This window comes from Candidatus Villigracilis vicinus, assembly GCF_016702885.1.
Classification (GTDB): Bacteria; Chloroflexota; Anaerolineae; order Anaerolineales; family Villigracilaceae; genus Villigracilis; species Villigracilis vicinus.
Window position 1 is genome coordinate 72,999 of record NZ_JADJDD010000001.1, and the last position, 14,220, is coordinate 87,218.

Sequence of the window (14,220 nt, forward strand, 5' to 3'; positions counted from 1 at the left end):
TCCCGTCATCCTAGCGGAAGAGGCTGAGGAGGTTCTGCGGAGCCTGGTTGGCTTGCGCGAGCATCGCGATCGCCGTCTGTTGCAGGATGGAGAACTTCGAAGCGTTCATCTGTTCTTCAGCCATGTTGGCGTTCATAATGCGGTTGTAAGAAGCTTCCACGTTGACCTGGGCTGTAGCGACTGAGTCTTCCTTGAAGGTCAAGCGAGCCATCAGAGAACCGAGGTCAGAGATCGCGCTGGTGACCTTGTCGAGAGCGTTGTTCGCTGTGGTCATGTAAGCACCAGCCTTGGAAGCGGATGACACGTCCACGAGGTAGCGATTGTCCGCTTTGTAGGTGAAGGCAGCCTTGTTACCAACAGACACACTTGCAACTGCGTTCAGGCGGATGGTCGCGCCGCGACCGGAGTTGTAATCGGATGCTGATGTGCCGTCAGCGGTTGTGTAGGCATACGTTCCAGTCTGGGTCCCAGCGGCGTTCTTGGCAATTTCCATCGCCACGCCGGAGCCGTCATTCAACTCAACCTTGGCCTGTCCTTGCTTGATGTACTCGTACTCCATGGTCTGACCGACCACGAGACCGTTGCGACCACTGACGAGGGTCAATTCAACACCGAGGTGGTGGTTGAGAGCGGTGGCACTGTCTTGCACGATCATCGTGCCTGCAGCATCTGCCAAAGATTGACCGCTGACTGTCACTGAGCCACTGGTGCCCCAGGTATTGTTATCCAGGTTTTCAACCTTGTAAGAGATCGTGTCAAGAGTATCATCCTTGCCGGTGATCGTCACACGGAAGTGACCAGATGCTTCAGCCGCGGCTGTGCCGGTGGTGGCGGTGGAGAGACCAGAGACGCCGGTCAAGAGAGCGGTGGAGGCGGTCGCAGAACCGTGGGTGGCATCGGTCGCCTTGCCCAAAACCTCGAAGGAGTATCCACCGGTCGTAAGCTTGGTCATGTTGCCCAAGGTTCCGCCCTGAACAACCTGAGCGCCTGCGCCAACATTGACGAAACCAGTGTCTGCACTTGTCACTGCAACCGCATCACCAACCTGGTTGGCGGAGAGGTTCAAACCAGCGGGGGCGAGGTTGGAAGCCATGCTCCAGGTCGTGGTTTCGCCTTCATCCACACCGGTCTGGAATTGCTTGGTGCCGGTGGTGATGTCGAGCAGTTTCACGCCGTTCCATTTGGTCTGGTCAACGATGTCTTGCAGCTGTTGAGCATAGGACGAAAGCTGGGTCTGGATCGTAGAGCGCTCTGAAGAACCGAGCGTATCGGAAGCAGCCTGCTCAGCCTTATTGCGCATTTGCACGATGATGTCGGTCATCTTGCTCAAGCCGCCTTCGGCGACGGAGAGCATGTTCTTGGCATCACCGATGTTGTCGAGCGTAACTTTCAAACCTTCCGAGCGGGCAAGCATCTTGGTGGCGATGGTCAAGCCGGCGGGGTCATCGGAAGCGCTGTTGATGCGCTTGCCGGTCGAGAGACGAGTCTGATGGGTCGCCAGTTTGGCGTTGATACCAGTCAGAGAGTTGAGGGAATTCAGAGCGCCGATATTTGAAGCAATGCGGGTGACATCTACAGTAGCCATTTCAAACCTCCATGTTTGAATTATAGGTAGGGGATCCTTCCCCTATTTTTTTGATTTTGACGATTGGTCTTGCAATTTGTTGCGGATACGGACTTTTATGACGATGTGGTGGGTTTTCCGGGCGATCTACGCGATAAGCACCTCCTTAGTGCCTTTCTGAAATATTCAATTTTTCGATCATGTTTCTAGTTTCGGCAGACCCCCACTTTACTTGAGGGCTAGTCGTAAATACCGCATTAAATTTACCTTGCATAATCACAAACCTGGCTGAAAAAAACCCTTCTTGATATATAATCACTGAAAAAACAGGAGAACAAACCATGCTCACAGATATGTCAGACAGAACGAAAACGGCCCTGCAAGTGGTTTTTGTGCTGGCACTTGTGGGCGGAGCGGTTGCCTTTTTAACTTCTTTGGGGGTTTTTGCACCATCTGAGGGCAGCCGCCTTGTTTTTTTTGAAGTGAAGGCATCAGGCGGATATGCCAACATTACCCTGCGGGCTGGTGACGTGGTGATCGATAAACCGTCCACGGTGACCGTTCCCTGGTCGAAGACACTCCGAATCGACAGCGGCACGGAAGTGTATCTAACCGCTTCAAACCCATCAGAGACGGGTGAACTGAGCTGCCGCATCCTGCTGGATAACGGTCCCTGGAAATTGGAGAAGATCAACGCTCCGAAGAATGGTGTGGCCTGCGCAGGGATCGTTCCTTAACCGGCTCAAGAATTTGGGGTTTCAAAGGCTGCAGGGATGGCGATTTGAGGCGTTTTCAGATTGGTTTGCAGGTTTTCACGCAGTGAAAGGTGAATGGTCAGCGATCCCGCTTCTGTGGTCAGAGGCACCACCAGGCGCGGATATTCAAGGGTGGAGATCGAAGCGCCTTTGCCGATCAATAAAGACGGCGTCGAAATGTTTGACTCGAAGCCAGCCTCAGCCAGTCTCATGCTCGCCTGACCGGTGATGACATTCCCCAATTCGGCAATGCCGCTCTGGGCAAGCGAATTTAACCCGTCAAATTTTTCCCCCATTAATGCAGAAGCAAATTGAATAGCTGATTCCTTCGACATGCTATAGAAGACCGTTCCGTCCACAGCGCCGACCAGTGAAATGATGACGGTCGCATCATCGGTGCGATAGGGACCGCTTTCCAGTTTCAACTCTCCGCGCTCAACCGGTCCATGCAACTCCATGTGCAGGATGTCATGGGCGGCGGTGACAAAAGGGTTTAGAAACTTAACATTCATGTTTCACTCCTGTTTATCCGGTGGTGAGGGGCGGCAATGAAGCATCCTGCGGAGTTGCAGAGGCTTTGATCGAGGAAATGAAATTATCGGCAAGGTGAGCTTCGCCGGTCTTCTTCTCGCGCAAGGCGAGGTGAACGGTCAGGACGCCGTACTGGGTTTCAAGCGGAACCACAACACGTGGAAAATCAAGAGTGGAGATCTCAACTCCGTTGCCGTTCAAGACCGTGGGGGTCGAAATGTTCGATTTGAACCCCGCTTCCGAAAAGCGGATGGTGGCCTGCCCGCTAATCACATTTCCCAATTCCGCCACGCCGCTTTGGGCGAGTGCGTTAAATTCCTTGAATTCCTGCCCGAGGATCTTGGATACCATGTTCAAGCAGGTCACAGTGGACATGCCATACATGACCACGCCATAAACATCGCCGATCAGATTGATGAAAACAGTAATGTCGTCTGAGGTCAGCGATGACTGTTGAAGGGTGATATCCTTGCGAACAGGGTTGGCCGCCACTTCTGTTTTTAGCACTTCAATGGCTGCCTGGATAAACGGGTTTAGAAATTTCACATCCACATTTCACCTCCATAAAGGTATGAGGACTTCCCAAATGGGATTTTTTTGAAAGATTTTTTATTGCCGATCACTGGTTTTCTATAAAGCTTTTCTGTAAAAAGAGATCCCAAAATTTTCAAAGCCGAATTTTGATGACCCTGAGATGATCTCGGTGCCCCCAACAAAAAGGACACCCCCGGGCTTTAAAGCTTTGCAGAACTTTTCATACAACACATCTTTTGACTCTGTCGTAAAGTAGATCACCACATTGCGGCAAACGATCAGGTCAAAATTATTTTCAAAGGGCTCTTCCAGGAGGTTTTGCTCTTGAAAGCGAATATTCCTTTGCAATTTCTCGTTCGCAAAGTGCGGGGCAATGGGGGAGACGTACTTCTGGCGCTGGGCAGGGGTAAGGTTGCGAATATCTTCCGGGGAGTACGGTCCGCGTGCCTTGGCTTTCAACAGAGCGCCGCGGTCCAGGTCAGACGCCAGAATGGAATACTTCTGGTTGGGCGCGGCTTCGTCCATGAGGATGGCCAGGGTGTAGGCTTCGGCTCCGGTAGAGCAGCCCGCGCTCCATAATTTCATGGGACCACCTCCGCAATTTTTTAGCAGATAAGGCAAAATGTCTTTGCGGACATTGTCCCAGCGGTTCAGGTCGCGAAAGAATTCGGTCACGTTGATGGTAAGGTAATTGCGGAAGCGTTCCATCTCGGCGTCATCGGTCACCACCAGATTGAAATAATCCTTCCAATTGGAGATGCGCGAGCGGACGAGCCAGGAGTCCAGGCGGCGCTTCATTTGCTCTTCTTTATAATTTTCAAGGTCGATCTTGAGCGTGCGTTTGATCGATGTTTTTACCTGTGAATAAACTTCAGCATCCATAACTATTTTCCTTACCTTGTTGATGTCAATTCGCGGATCGCGTTCTCAATGCCTTTTGCGATCTGGGGGCGCGGCAGGACGATGCTAGCCGCCCCGGCTTCAACCACACTGCGGGGCATGCCCCAAACAATGCAGGTACTTTCATCTTCTGCGATCACATATCCGCCGGCGCTGTGCAGGATGGATGTTCCGATCGCGCCATCACTGCCCATGCCGGTCAGTATCACGCCGATCATATTCCTGCCAAAATGCTTGTTCAGCGAATTGAGGGTCACATCCACTGCGGGGCGCACCCCGTGCACGGCGGGTTTCTGGTTGAGCACAACTTTCTCGTCTTCGTCAAAGGTCATGTGAAAGCCGCCGGGGGCGAGCAATACCTGGCCAACCATGAGTGCGTCGCCGGGCTCTGCTTCCTTCACTTTTAGCTGCGAGATGGTGTTGAGCCTTTCTGAGAGCGAGCGTGTAAATCCTGCCGGCATGTGCTGCACAATGACCACCGGTGAGGGCAGGTTGGCAGGCAACGCGGGGACTACTTCGCTCAACGCTCCAGGCCCGCCCGTAGAGGAACCTATCAGAATAACCGGAGCCTGCTTCGAGTACGGTCGGACCGCTTTGTCTCCCTGGCTGGATGCCGAAGGGGAGGATGTTTTGAGAAGATAGGAAGTGGCATGTTTGACACGAGCCTTCGCCGCATGTTTGATCTTGGCGATGATCTCGCTCATTGCGGTGCGGATCTCAAGGCGGTTGTCGGGTTTGGGAATGAAATCCACCGCGCCGTACATCAGAGCTTGAATGGTTTCTGACGCGCCTTCTTTGGTGAGGCTGCTGACCATGATGACCGGCCGCGGGAAGTTTTTCATGATCTCGCGCAAGGTGGAAAGACCGTCCAGATGGGGCATTTCCACATCAAGGGTAATGACATCCGGCTGCAATTGCGGGATGAGACGCAGGGCTTCCCTGCCGTTGCTGGCGGAACCGACAACCTGAATTTCGGGGTCTTCGTTGAGCTGCTGGATGATGGAGAATCGCATGAACGCGGAATCATCCACGACCATCACACGCAGCGATTTGGGGATATTGCCGTTGTCGGTCATATTTGCTCTATGCCAGCAGCTTTGTGATCGCCTTCATTACGCGGTCCTGTTCGAAGGGCTTCACAACAAAATCCTTTGCGCCCGATTTGACAGCTTCGAGCACGACAGATTCCTGCCCCAGCGCTGTGAGCATGATGACCCGCGCCTTGGGGTCGAACCCGACGATCTCTTTGAGCGCCGTCAGCCCGTCCATTTCCGGCATGGTGACGTCCATCAGCACGATGTCGGGGTGGAGTTCCTTGTAGCTTGAAACAGCCTTGAGTCCGTTCTCTGCCTGGAAGACTTCGTAGCCGTCGGTGCTGAGCATTTTGGTCAGGCGCACCCGCAGAAATTCTGCATCATCCACGATCAATACTTTTGCCATACTGTTACTCCTTCAGTTTTATATGTCATGTTCTTTTTCGCCGATGACGCGCACGGTGACGCGGTTATCGGCGACGTAAACGCGGACGGTCCGCCCGGTGTTTCCACCCACTTCTTCGGCGGCGACCTTTAAGTTCAAGCGCTGGAAGGTGATGCGCGCTTTTTCGATATTCCGCGTTCCGATATCGAAAGTGTTCGTGTGTCCGGGTGCGATAAGAATGTTGGCGCCGCCGACCATGCGAACCACGATGCGGCTTTTATTCGCCCCTTCCTTCAACATTCCTGCCAGCAGGTTCTCAATGCCCCAATCCACATATTTGAAACTTGTGACCGGGTCCACTTTTTCTGAGCCGTTTACGCTTTCTGGCAATACTGCATGGACCAACCCCGCCACGTGAATGGCAGGATCGATCATGGAGATTCCCAAACAGGAACCCAACCCATAGGCCACGAGGATGTCTTGCGGGTCGCGGCTGATGGCTTTTTCGCCCAAGCCCAAAGTGATCGTATTGTTCATGGAGTGGTCTTCTTTTGTAATAACTGTCCGAGGGCTTTCATATCCGGAATGATCCAAAAGTCCGTTTCCACTATACGGGGACCATCCATAAAGTTAGTGTGTACCAGGAGAACGTGTTCATTGACGCCTCCCGCGGTTGCCACCACAATATCGAGGATCGCGCCAACCATATCCACCATCACGGCGGGCGGGCTGGGACGGAAACTCGCATTTACCGATTTCGCAATGGAATTCAAAAAGAAGGAGGTGCATAAATTCCCGAGCTCTCCCAGAGCCGATCTTTCGACCGAGCCAAGGGTTTTGGTAACGCCCTTATCCACACCCATCAACAGGTCCGCCAGTTCGAGTGCCTTGGTGTAGGGGATGATCATCATGATCTGCCCGACCATGTCGCCTTCAAAGCGCAGGTACACGCCCACGGCATCATCTTCCAACCCGCCCACGATCTTGGGAATGTTCAACAGCGGGATCAATTCCAGTTTTGGGTTGCTGACTTCGATGCTGCGTCCCACCATCCCTGAGAATCCGACCGCCGCGTTCTTTATGCCTTCACCTGTAATGGTCGTCAGCATTTTCATTAGTTCCTGATCGAACTGTGCTGTATCCTTTATCATAAATTTTTCCTTGGTTTAGATTCCGGCTAATTTGAACAGACCGAACACATCCACGATCAAGGCCACCTGACCTTCACCGAGGATGGCTGCGCTTGAAATGCCGGGGATATCTCCGATGAAAGCGCCGAGCGGTTTCACCACCACATCTTCTTCGCCTACAAGTTCATCCACCACCAGCCCGATGCGCTGCTTGCCAGATTGCACCACCACTGCAAAGGTGTCTTGCGTGCCGGCTTCGATCTTTGGCAGAGAAAAGACCTCAGAGATCTTCACCAGTGACAGCACGCTTTCTCTCAGCATGGTGACCGGTTTTTGGTACACGTATTTGATCTCGCTTTTCTTGAGCAGGAAGGTCTCGGTGATCATGACCAGCGGGATCGCGAAAGTGGTCTGCCTGACCTTGACCAGCAGGGAGGGGACGATCGCCAGGGTGAGCGGCAGGGTGATGATGAAAGATGTGCCGCGCCCAAGATGAGTTTCCACGCTGATCGAGCCGTTGATGCGTTGAATATTGTTGTTCACGATATCCAACCCAACGCCGCGCCCGGAAATATCCGTCACCTTTTGAGCGGTGGAAAGTCCCGCCATGAACATCAGGTCAACCGATTGTTCCTCAGTTAAGAGAGCGGCTTCCTCCGGGGTGATCATCCCTTTTTCCACGGCGCTTGCTCGCAGCTTGGCGGCATTGATCCCGCCGCCGTCATCTTCGACGGTCAGAATGATGCGCCCCTGTTCGTGGCGGGCTGTGAGAGTGATCGTGCCGCGCTCAGGTTTGCCAGCCGCAAGGCGGTCACTTGGAGATTCGACTCCATGATCCACCGAGTTCCGCACAAGATGGATCAACGGGTCATTGATCTCCTCGAGCATGGATCTGTCCATTTCGGTTTTTTCGCCGCGGATGACGATATCGATCTTCTTGCCGACCTTGCGAGACATATCGTGTACCATGCGCGGGAACTTCCCAAAGACGCTTGAAAGCGGAAGCATGCGGATGTGCATGACTTCTTCCTGAAGTTCGTCTGTGATGCGCCCAAGGTGCAGGATGGTCTCTGAGATCTTGTCGTAATTGCTGTTCATGCGGGTCAGGCGGCTGTGGATCTGTTTTAAGTGATTGCGGTCTGTGATCAATTCCCCGACCAGGTTCACAAGATTGTCGAGCCGTTCCACGTTCATGCGGATCGTCATATCTGTGTTGCGCCTGCCGAACGGATTATGAGCCCGTCTTTCACCCGAGATATCTTTTGCCCACGCAGATTGTTTTCCCGCGGCGGGGGTGGCTGCGGGGCTTTCAGCCTGCTCCGCTTGAGGTTCAGGGACTGAAGCCTCTGCTTCATCTGCAAGCACAGACTTGCCGTTGATGTAGATCTCATTCACCCCCGAGATCCTCATGAGCGCCGAGCGGATCTCTTCAAAATCCTGCTCGCTGCGTACCACCGCCGAGAAATCTTCAATGGCGGTCGAAGACTCGATCTCGGCCTGGGTGGGTTTCATTTCTTGAATTTCGCCCACATCCTGCAGCGCCATCATGAGCTGGAATGCGCGCGCGGCAGATGCCATGCTCTTGATATCGATCTTCGCCCGCACATGGAATGTGCCTTTGGGAGCATCGACCTTCAAGTTCGCGCTGCTATCCACTGCGGCTTGCTGCTGATTCGACACCTGACCTGCAGCCGGGGCTTTCTCATCAGCGCCGATCAAATCCTTCAGCGCGATGACGATGTCGTTCATATCCACATCGCATGTCTGCGATTCGCTGACCTCGTTCCGCAGCATACGGAGGTGATCCACGGCGTCCAGACAGACATTGATCAATCGGCTGTTGATCTGAATGGTATTCTTGCGGACACCGTCCAGCACTGTTTCCATTGCGTGGGTCAGGTCTGTCATGCGTTGATGACCGATCATGCCAGACATGCCCTTAATGGTATGGGCGGCCCGAAAAACGATTTGCAGAAGCTCAGGGTCGGCCTCGCCGCGCTCAAGACGGATCAGGCTGTCATCCAAGGCTTGCAAATGTTCATCGACTTCCGCCAAAAAGATCGGCAATTCTTCTTCGTTGATATCAAAAATGATTTCCATAGACGGGTCCCGTGAATTCTCTACTATCTCACCGCCAAAGTTAACACACCACCCTCCTTTTGACTGTAAACCTGCCGTAAAGAGAAACCAAAAAACGGATAAATAAATTAATTCTGCAAAAATAAAAAACGCCCCGCTGAAAGGGGGCGTTTTTCAAAATGTTGTCTAAACCGGATTTTCGCTCGTGGAGGGCTCTTCCACCGCCACATCCACGGTTTCTTCTGCCAGTAGTTTCCGCAATTGTTCAAGTTTTTCAGACTTTTTGTCTTCTGCCAGTAATTCCTGGATCTTTTCCTGTGATTTTACAGCCTGAAAGACCTCATGCCGCAGAATCGTCAACTCGCGCGGGGCGTCGATGCCGATCTTGATACGATCGCCTTCAATGTCAAGAATGGTGACTACGATGTTGTCACCGATGGTGATGCTTTCGTTGATCTTGCGAGAGATGACCAGCATGGATGGCTCCGATCGAATGGGGGTTAGCGCAAATAATCGAAGAGACTGAGGGCTGAGATCGCGCGCTGGCTGACTTCCAGAACGGCTTCATAAGTGGTCTGTTGATTTGCCAGCAGGGCTATGCCTTCCGCCATGTTGGCATCTTCCTTTTCGGAGAGCAGGCTCTTCGTCTCCAGTTTGACCGACTCAAGGAAGTTCGCCGCCGATTCGACCTGCCGCATCCTTGCGCCATTGGAGGTGCGGTATTGGTCGAGCGTCTCAAGTGAAGATTTTAATCCCGTTAGCACGGATTGCAAAGTTAATGGGTCGGTGGCCGGGTTCCCTGTATCGGTGATGTTGTTCTGGGTCAGGGCGTTCGTGGCCAGGATCAGGTTTTGCAAAAAGCCCAAAATCGCCTGATCGCCGCGCACGTTCAAGGTCACCGCTTGATCGGGTCCGAGGTTGCGCTGCATGTTGCCGGTGTCTCCAGTGTAGGCCACCGTCTTGGGTGTAAATGGGTTGCCTTGAAAGTCCAGCAGGGGAGCGGCGGCATTGCTCAACACAAAGGATTTTTGATTCACCTGATAACCAGAGAAGATATATTGCCCGTTGACCGAAGTATTGCCGATCTCGACCGCTTCATCGACCAGGGTTCGCATCTCGGCGGCCAGCGAACTGGCCCGCTCATTTCCCGAGAGCGAATCGTTGAGTCCACGCAGGACAAGGTTGTTCGCGCGGTTGGCTACCTGCTCCAGTTTTTCAAAAGCGCTGTCACTGGTGGTCATCCAATTTCGGGTGTTTTCTGCGGTGCTTGAGTAGGACTCAAGGGTTTGCAGATGCGAGCGCAAACTTAAACTTGCAGATGCATTTGTGGGGTCTTCAGATGCCGCCTGAAATTGTTTTCCGGTGGAGAGCTTGCCCTGCAATTTACTTACTCTTTCCAGATTATCTGCCATGTTCTTAATGGCGTTCTCCGTGGCCATCATGTGTGTGATTCTCATTTTATCTCCTCAGGCTAAAGCCCGACCCGCCCCATGCGGTTGATGACCAGATCGAGCAGGTCGTCGTACGCGGTCATCACTCGAGCGGCGGCTTGATATGCCTTCTGTGCCTTTGCCATGTTCGCGGCTTCTTCGTCCAGAGAAACTCCAGACACCGATTCGCGTTGGTTTCCCAAAGCCTGGACGATCAGCCCATGCTGATAGGAATTGTTTGTTGCCCGGTTGGTGAGAACTCCCAGCTCAGTGACCTGGGAATTGTAGAACTCGTTCAGGGTGGCTGTGCCGCCCTTCATCCCTTTGACCGATTTCAGCCCGGCGATCTGCAGGGCGATGGTGTTATTCCCGATCTGGTTGGCTGCGCTGGATGTGGCGATGCTCGCGGCATCCAACAGCGGATTAACCGAAATGCTCATGGCATCGGTGCCGTTGAAGAATGGAATGTTGGTGGCGTTGTTCAAGCCGTAACCGGTCTGATGGAAGGTATTGACTTGAGTGATCAACCCATTGGCCAGGGTGCTCAACCCGCCCAACTGATTCACCAGTGTGCCATCGCGCGCGTCCAAGGTACCTTTCAGTTCTCCGCTAGGCGGGTCAAGTTTCTGTCCGTCGCTCCAATGCACATCCACTACGCTGGTGTCTACCGGGTTGGTACGTGTCTCCAGTTTGAAGGTGTCGTGCCCGACCACCAAAACATGTCCCCCGATCGTAACCAGAGTCTCGCCGTTCTTTTGGTCTGTTGAAACCGCGCCGGTGATTTTTGCGAGACGGTCGAGAGCCAGGTCGCGCTTGTCGAGCAGGTCGTTGGGTTGTTCACCGACCGAGATGACCCGCGCAATATTTTCGTTCAACTGGGCGATCTGACTTGCCAGCGAGTTGACCTCTTCCACCTGCCCAAAGACCGTCAGGTTTTGGTCAGTGCGCATCTGGTTGATCTGAGCAGCGCGGCGGTTGATGCCGGTTGCGAGTGTGTTCGCATCGTCCAACAAGATCGAACGCAGGCTGTTGTTGGTGGGGTCGTTTGAAAGCGCTTCCCATCCCGACCAGAATTGATCGAGTTTCGGGATCACGCCGTCATCTGAAATTTCAGCCAGTGCTGATTCCAATTGCGAGAGAATGCCGCTTTGCGCCTCCCAATTTCCGGCTTCGGACGAAACGGCGCGGTAGCGCCTGTCGAAGAACGAAACACTAAAACGCTCGATCCGGTCAACGGTGACGCCGTTGCCGTGCTGCCCGGCACCTGTGCGGTATTCCGCGCCGCTGATCGAATTTGGTGTTTCAGCCGTGAGCAGTGCAGCCTGTCGGCGATAGCCCGGCGTGCTGGCGTTGGCAATGTTGTGTTCGGTGATTTCCAGAACCTGCGAATGAGCCAGGACTGCCTGAAGTGCTGTGGTGATTCCGGAGGAAATGGTTGGCATGTGAAAATCCTATGCGCGTCTTTCCACGCCGAGACCTGCCACGGGTTCCTGATGCTTGATCCCATCTTTGGGAGAGCGGTACCCGGCCTCGGGTTGAAAAATATCGATGAGGAAGGATTGCGTGGCTTTGAGCCAATCCAATTTTGTGATGGCAAGCGCCTGACTGGCATGGTTCAATTCGCGCGCCTGGCTGGTGATCGTATAAATGCCATCGGTCAGATTCTTGATGCGTCTTGCATCTTCAGGTTTTAAGTGGGGCAGAAGCGCCTGAATGGAAGTCTGCTCGAGGTGAATGCCGAGCGAGAGTGAAAGCCCCTGAACGACCTGCCTGCATTTGTCTTCGAGCACGCTGATCTTATCGAGTAGAACTTCCTTGTCCTCCACGATCTGCAGGATCTGATCGGGTTCGTTCAGCAGAGATACCCGCTCCTTTTTTGAAAGTGTCAGCATTTCCTGCAACGCTCGAAAGAGCATCACAAGAACCTGTTCCAGTTCATATTTGTTTTTTGTGAATTCATCTTGATTTACCATCGCAGGAGTCCTTGAAACCTAATTACTTGGGAAACATTTTCGATAGCAGTTTTCGGGCGAGTTCGCCGATCTGAATGGAGTAATCGCCGCTTTGCACCTGCTGTTTGAGCAGGGCAAGCCGCTCGTTCTCCACTTCTTCGGTGTTTCCGAGAGCGGCGCGGGCTTTAGCCAGTAAACGCGCATTTTCAGACATTTCCACTTTATCCTGCCCGCCAAGAGTCGACTCGGTCTCGTTGAGCTCTTCCCTTCTCTCAACGGGGCTGGTGTTTTCGGTGGGTTTTGTGGAAAGCGGTTGAATTCCAGTAGGTTCGATTTTCATGGGTAGGGTTCTCCTGCAAGGTAAATGGACTCACAATACCATTATCGGCTATTTTCCTGAAAACATTAAGCCTTGCGAAGGTTAATTGCCTCTGAGATCATCGTGTCGGTCTGCTGGAAGGCCTTAAGCGACATGGTCAGGTTGCGCTGAAGGGCGATCAGGCGGGTCAATTCCTGACCGAGATCCACGTTGGAATTCTCGATCTTGTAGCCGCTGATGGTGCCAAAATTCTCCGAGCCGGCGTCGCCGGTTTGTGCCGCGCCTGAAACATCAGATTCAAGCAGGATATTGCTGCCGTTGTCGGTTAATCCGCTGGGGTTGGTGAAGCGGGTGAGTTGGACAGTCCCCGCTTCGACGGTGGCTCCTTCTGCGTCCACGGCGGTGACCGTGCCGTTGGCGGTGATGTTTATGTTGGTCATACCTTCGGCGATCTCACCATCCCAAACGAGCGGGTAGCCATTGGCATTGACGAGATTTCGGTCTGCATCAAGTGCAAAGCGACCGTCGCGCGTGTAGCCGATCGTCCCATCGGGCAGGGTGAGGCTAAAATATCCCTCGCCCTGTATCGCCCAATCGAGCGCGCTGGATGAGGTCTTCAAAGTGCCTTGAGTGGTCAGCATTTGAGTGCTGCTCATCAGGGTGCCTTCCTTCAATTGTTCGTTGAGCATTTCTTGAAAGTTGGAGCGGGTGGCCTTGTAGCCGGCTGTATTGACATTTGCAAGATTGCTGCTGGTCACATCCAGGTCAACCATGTGGCTGAGGATATCCTGACGGGAAATGTTGAGCGTGTGAAAAAGATAAGACGGCATGAGAACTCCTTATCCGATCCTGCCGAGGGAGGCAATGGTTCTGCCCAGCAGTTCGTCTTGATTTTGAACCAGCTTTTGCGCCGCTTCGTATGAGCGCCCCACTTCCACCAACTGGGTCATCAATTGTGAGACGTTGGCATTGGATGATTCTAGATAGCCTTGAACCACCTGCGTTACCCCTTCACCGGTCGAAGCGGCGGGACCTGTGAACAGGTTGCCTTCGGTGTGCTGCAATTCCGCTTCGGGGTCGTCAAAGATGCCAATGCCGAGGGTTGCAACTTCGGTGCCATTCACGCTGAGAATTCCCTCCAAAGAAACAGAGACCTCTCCATCGGGAAGTTCGATCGGCTGCCCCGCATCATCGAGGACTTGAAATCCATCCACGGTGACGAGGGTGTTATCTGCGTCCCGTAGAAAGCGTCCGTCGCGGGTGTAGCGGTTGCCGTCAGGGGTTTTGACCGTGAAGAAGCCGTTGCCCTGCAGGGCAAAATCCAATGAGTTGCCGGTGTTCTGCATGGCGCCTTGTCCGTAATCCACGAATTCCTGACCGATCTGTGTGCCGAGACCCATGTTACCAACATACTCGATCGGGCTGGCTTGCAAGTTTCCATTGGAGTAGGCGGCCTGGTCCTGCATGAAGCCGGTGGCTGTGGTGAGGATCTGCTTGAAGCCGGGGGTCTGCACATTGGAAATGTTATGGCTGAGCACCTGCTGACGGGTGGCATTCATTACCATGGCTGAAACTGCGGAATAAAGTCCTTTGATCATGATGGCGTC

At 53.4% G+C, this 14,220-nt stretch carries 17 protein-coding genes; 1 reads left to right on the plus strand and 16 read right to left on the minus strand.

The window, feature by feature from the left end:
- Positions 1 to 10 precede the first annotated feature (10 nt).
- Entirely contained in the window at positions 11 to 1,585 is a 1,575-nt protein-coding gene (locus tag IPG80_RS00355; protein WP_345101464.1) for a flagellin, read from the minus strand.
- A gap of 320 nt (positions 1,586 to 1,905) precedes the next feature.
- Here IPG80_RS00355 and IPG80_RS00360 point away from each other — a divergent pair, with 320 nt between their 5' ends.
- Positions 1,906 to 2,301: a hypothetical protein gene (locus tag IPG80_RS00360; protein WP_345101466.1), complete on the plus strand. Its 396-nt coding sequence runs from the start codon at positions 1,906 to 1,908 to the stop codon at positions 2,299 to 2,301.
- Between the two features lie 5 nt (positions 2,302 to 2,306).
- On the opposite strand, the gene IPG80_RS00365 is transcribed toward IPG80_RS00360, so the two are convergent.
- The 15 genes from IPG80_RS00365 to IPG80_RS00435 form a co-directional block, all read right to left on the minus strand.
- A complete protein-coding gene (locus IPG80_RS00365; RefSeq protein ID WP_345101469.1) occupies positions 2,307 to 2,831 on the minus strand; it encodes a chemotaxis protein CheX in 525 nt (174 codons plus the stop codon).
- Between the two features lie 13 nt (positions 2,832 to 2,844).
- On the minus strand, positions 2,845 to 3,396 hold the full coding sequence (locus tag IPG80_RS00370) for a chemotaxis protein CheX (protein ID WP_345101471.1): 552 nt from the start codon (positions 3,394 to 3,396) through the stop codon (positions 2,845 to 2,847).
- Positions 3,397 to 3,480: 84 nt separating this feature from the next.
- A complete protein-coding gene (locus IPG80_RS00375) occupies positions 3,481 to 4,266 on the minus strand; it encodes a protein-glutamate O-methyltransferase CheR (RefSeq protein ID WP_345101473.1) in 786 nt (261 codons plus the stop codon).
- Between the two features lie 11 nt (positions 4,267 to 4,277).
- Positions 4,278 to 5,360 carry a chemotaxis response regulator protein-glutamate methylesterase gene (locus IPG80_RS00380; RefSeq protein WP_345101475.1) on the minus strand — a complete coding sequence of 361 codons (1,083 nt, stop codon included), beginning with the start codon at positions 5,358 to 5,360 and terminating at the stop codon, positions 4,278 to 4,280.
- 7 nt (positions 5,361 to 5,367) lie between these two features.
- Positions 5,368 to 5,724, minus strand: a complete 357-nt coding sequence (locus tag IPG80_RS00385; RefSeq protein ID WP_345101477.1) for a response regulator — start codon at positions 5,722 to 5,724, stop codon at positions 5,368 to 5,370.
- Positions 5,725 to 5,742: 18 nt separating this feature from the next.
- A complete protein-coding gene (locus IPG80_RS00390; protein WP_345101479.1) occupies positions 5,743 to 6,240 on the minus strand; it encodes a chemotaxis protein CheD in 498 nt (165 codons plus the stop codon).
- Complete coding sequence (locus IPG80_RS00395; protein ID WP_345101481.1) at positions 6,237 to 6,854, minus strand: chemotaxis protein CheC; 618 nt, start codon at positions 6,852 to 6,854, stop codon at positions 6,237 to 6,239. The genes IPG80_RS00390 and IPG80_RS00395 overlap by 4 nt, the downstream gene beginning before the upstream one ends.
- A gap of 15 nt (positions 6,855 to 6,869) precedes the next feature.
- On the minus strand, positions 6,870 to 8,933 hold the full coding sequence (locus IPG80_RS00400; RefSeq protein WP_345101483.1) for a chemotaxis protein CheA: 2,064 nt from the start codon (positions 8,931 to 8,933) through the stop codon (positions 6,870 to 6,872).
- A gap of 165 nt (positions 8,934 to 9,098) precedes the next feature.
- Positions 9,099 to 9,389, minus strand: coding sequence for a carbon storage regulator CsrA (gene csrA, locus IPG80_RS00405; protein ID WP_345101485.1), 291 nt, complete (start codon positions 9,387 to 9,389; stop codon positions 9,099 to 9,101).
- Between the two features lie 23 nt (positions 9,390 to 9,412).
- Positions 9,413 to 10,369, minus strand: a complete 957-nt coding sequence (locus tag IPG80_RS00410; RefSeq protein WP_345101487.1) for a hypothetical protein — start codon at positions 10,367 to 10,369, stop codon at positions 9,413 to 9,415.
- Between the two features lie 14 nt (positions 10,370 to 10,383).
- Positions 10,384 to 11,784: a flagellar hook-associated protein FlgK gene (gene flgK, locus IPG80_RS00415; protein ID WP_345101489.1), complete on the minus strand. Its 1,401-nt coding sequence runs from the start codon at positions 11,782 to 11,784 to the stop codon at positions 10,384 to 10,386.
- Positions 11,785 to 11,793: 9 nt separating this feature from the next.
- Positions 11,794 to 12,315: a flagellar protein FlgN gene (locus tag IPG80_RS00420; RefSeq protein WP_345101491.1), complete on the minus strand. Its 522-nt coding sequence runs from the start codon at positions 12,313 to 12,315 to the stop codon at positions 11,794 to 11,796.
- Between the two features lie 22 nt (positions 12,316 to 12,337).
- On the minus strand, positions 12,338 to 12,634 hold the full coding sequence (gene flgM / locus IPG80_RS00425) for a flagellar biosynthesis anti-sigma factor FlgM (protein ID WP_345101493.1): 297 nt from the start codon (positions 12,632 to 12,634) through the stop codon (positions 12,338 to 12,340).
- A gap of 65 nt (positions 12,635 to 12,699) precedes the next feature.
- On the minus strand, positions 12,700 to 13,443 hold the full coding sequence (locus IPG80_RS00430) for a flagellar hook basal-body protein (protein WP_345101495.1): 744 nt from the start codon (positions 13,441 to 13,443) through the stop codon (positions 12,700 to 12,702).
- A 9-nt stretch (positions 13,444 to 13,452) separates the two neighbouring features.
- Positions 13,453 to 14,211: a flagellar hook-basal body protein gene (locus IPG80_RS00435; RefSeq protein ID WP_345101497.1), complete on the minus strand. Its 759-nt coding sequence runs from the start codon at positions 14,209 to 14,211 to the stop codon at positions 13,453 to 13,455.
- Positions 14,212 to 14,220: the final 9 nt, after the last annotated feature.

Coding starts and splice junctions, on each gene's coding strand:
- IPG80_RS00360 (WP_345101466.1), top strand. CDS start 1,906: ATGCTCACAGATATGTCAGACAGAACGAAAACGGCCCTGCAAGTGGTT.
- IPG80_RS00420 (WP_345101491.1), bottom strand. CDS start 12,315: ATGGTAAATCAAGATGAATTCACAAAAAACAAATATGAACTGGAACAG.
- flgK (WP_345101489.1), bottom strand. CDS start 11,784: ATGCCAACCATTTCCTCCGGAATCACCACAGCACTTCAGGCAGTCCTG.
- IPG80_RS00430 (WP_345101495.1), bottom strand. CDS start 13,443: ATGCCGTCTTATCTTTTTCACACGCTCAACATTTCCCGTCAGGATATC.
- flgM (WP_345101493.1), bottom strand. CDS start 12,634: ATGAAAATCGAACCTACTGGAATTCAACCGCTTTCCACAAAACCCACC.
- csrA (WP_345101485.1), bottom strand. CDS start 9,389: ATGCTGGTCATCTCTCGCAAGATCAACGAAAGCATCACCATCGGTGAC.
- IPG80_RS00355 (WP_345101464.1), bottom strand. CDS start 1,585: ATGGCTACTGTAGATGTCACCCGCATTGCTTCAAATATCGGCGCTCTG.
- IPG80_RS00375 (WP_345101473.1), bottom strand. CDS start 4,266: ATGGATGCTGAAGTTTATTCACAGGTAAAAACATCGATCAAACGCACG.
- IPG80_RS00410 (WP_345101487.1), bottom strand. CDS start 10,369: ATGAGAATCACACACATGATGGCCACGGAGAACGCCATTAAGAACATG.
- IPG80_RS00390 (WP_345101479.1), bottom strand. CDS start 6,240: ATGAACAATACGATCACTTTGGGCTTGGGCGAAAAAGCCATCAGCCGC.
- IPG80_RS00435 (WP_345101497.1), bottom strand. CDS start 14,211: ATGATCAAAGGACTTTATTCCGCAGTTTCAGCCATGGTAATGAATGCC.
- IPG80_RS00365 (WP_345101469.1), bottom strand. CDS start 2,831: ATGAATGTTAAGTTTCTAAACCCTTTTGTCACCGCCGCCCATGACATC.
- IPG80_RS00400 (WP_345101483.1), bottom strand. CDS start 8,933: ATGGAAATCATTTTTGATATCAACGAAGAAGAATTGCCGATCTTTTTG.
- IPG80_RS00385 (WP_345101477.1), bottom strand. CDS start 5,724: ATGGCAAAAGTATTGATCGTGGATGATGCAGAATTTCTGCGGGTGCGC.
- IPG80_RS00380 (WP_345101475.1), bottom strand. CDS start 5,360: ATGACCGACAACGGCAATATCCCCAAATCGCTGCGTGTGATGGTCGTG.
- IPG80_RS00395 (WP_345101481.1), bottom strand. CDS start 6,854: ATGATAAAGGATACAGCACAGTTCGATCAGGAACTAATGAAAATGCTG.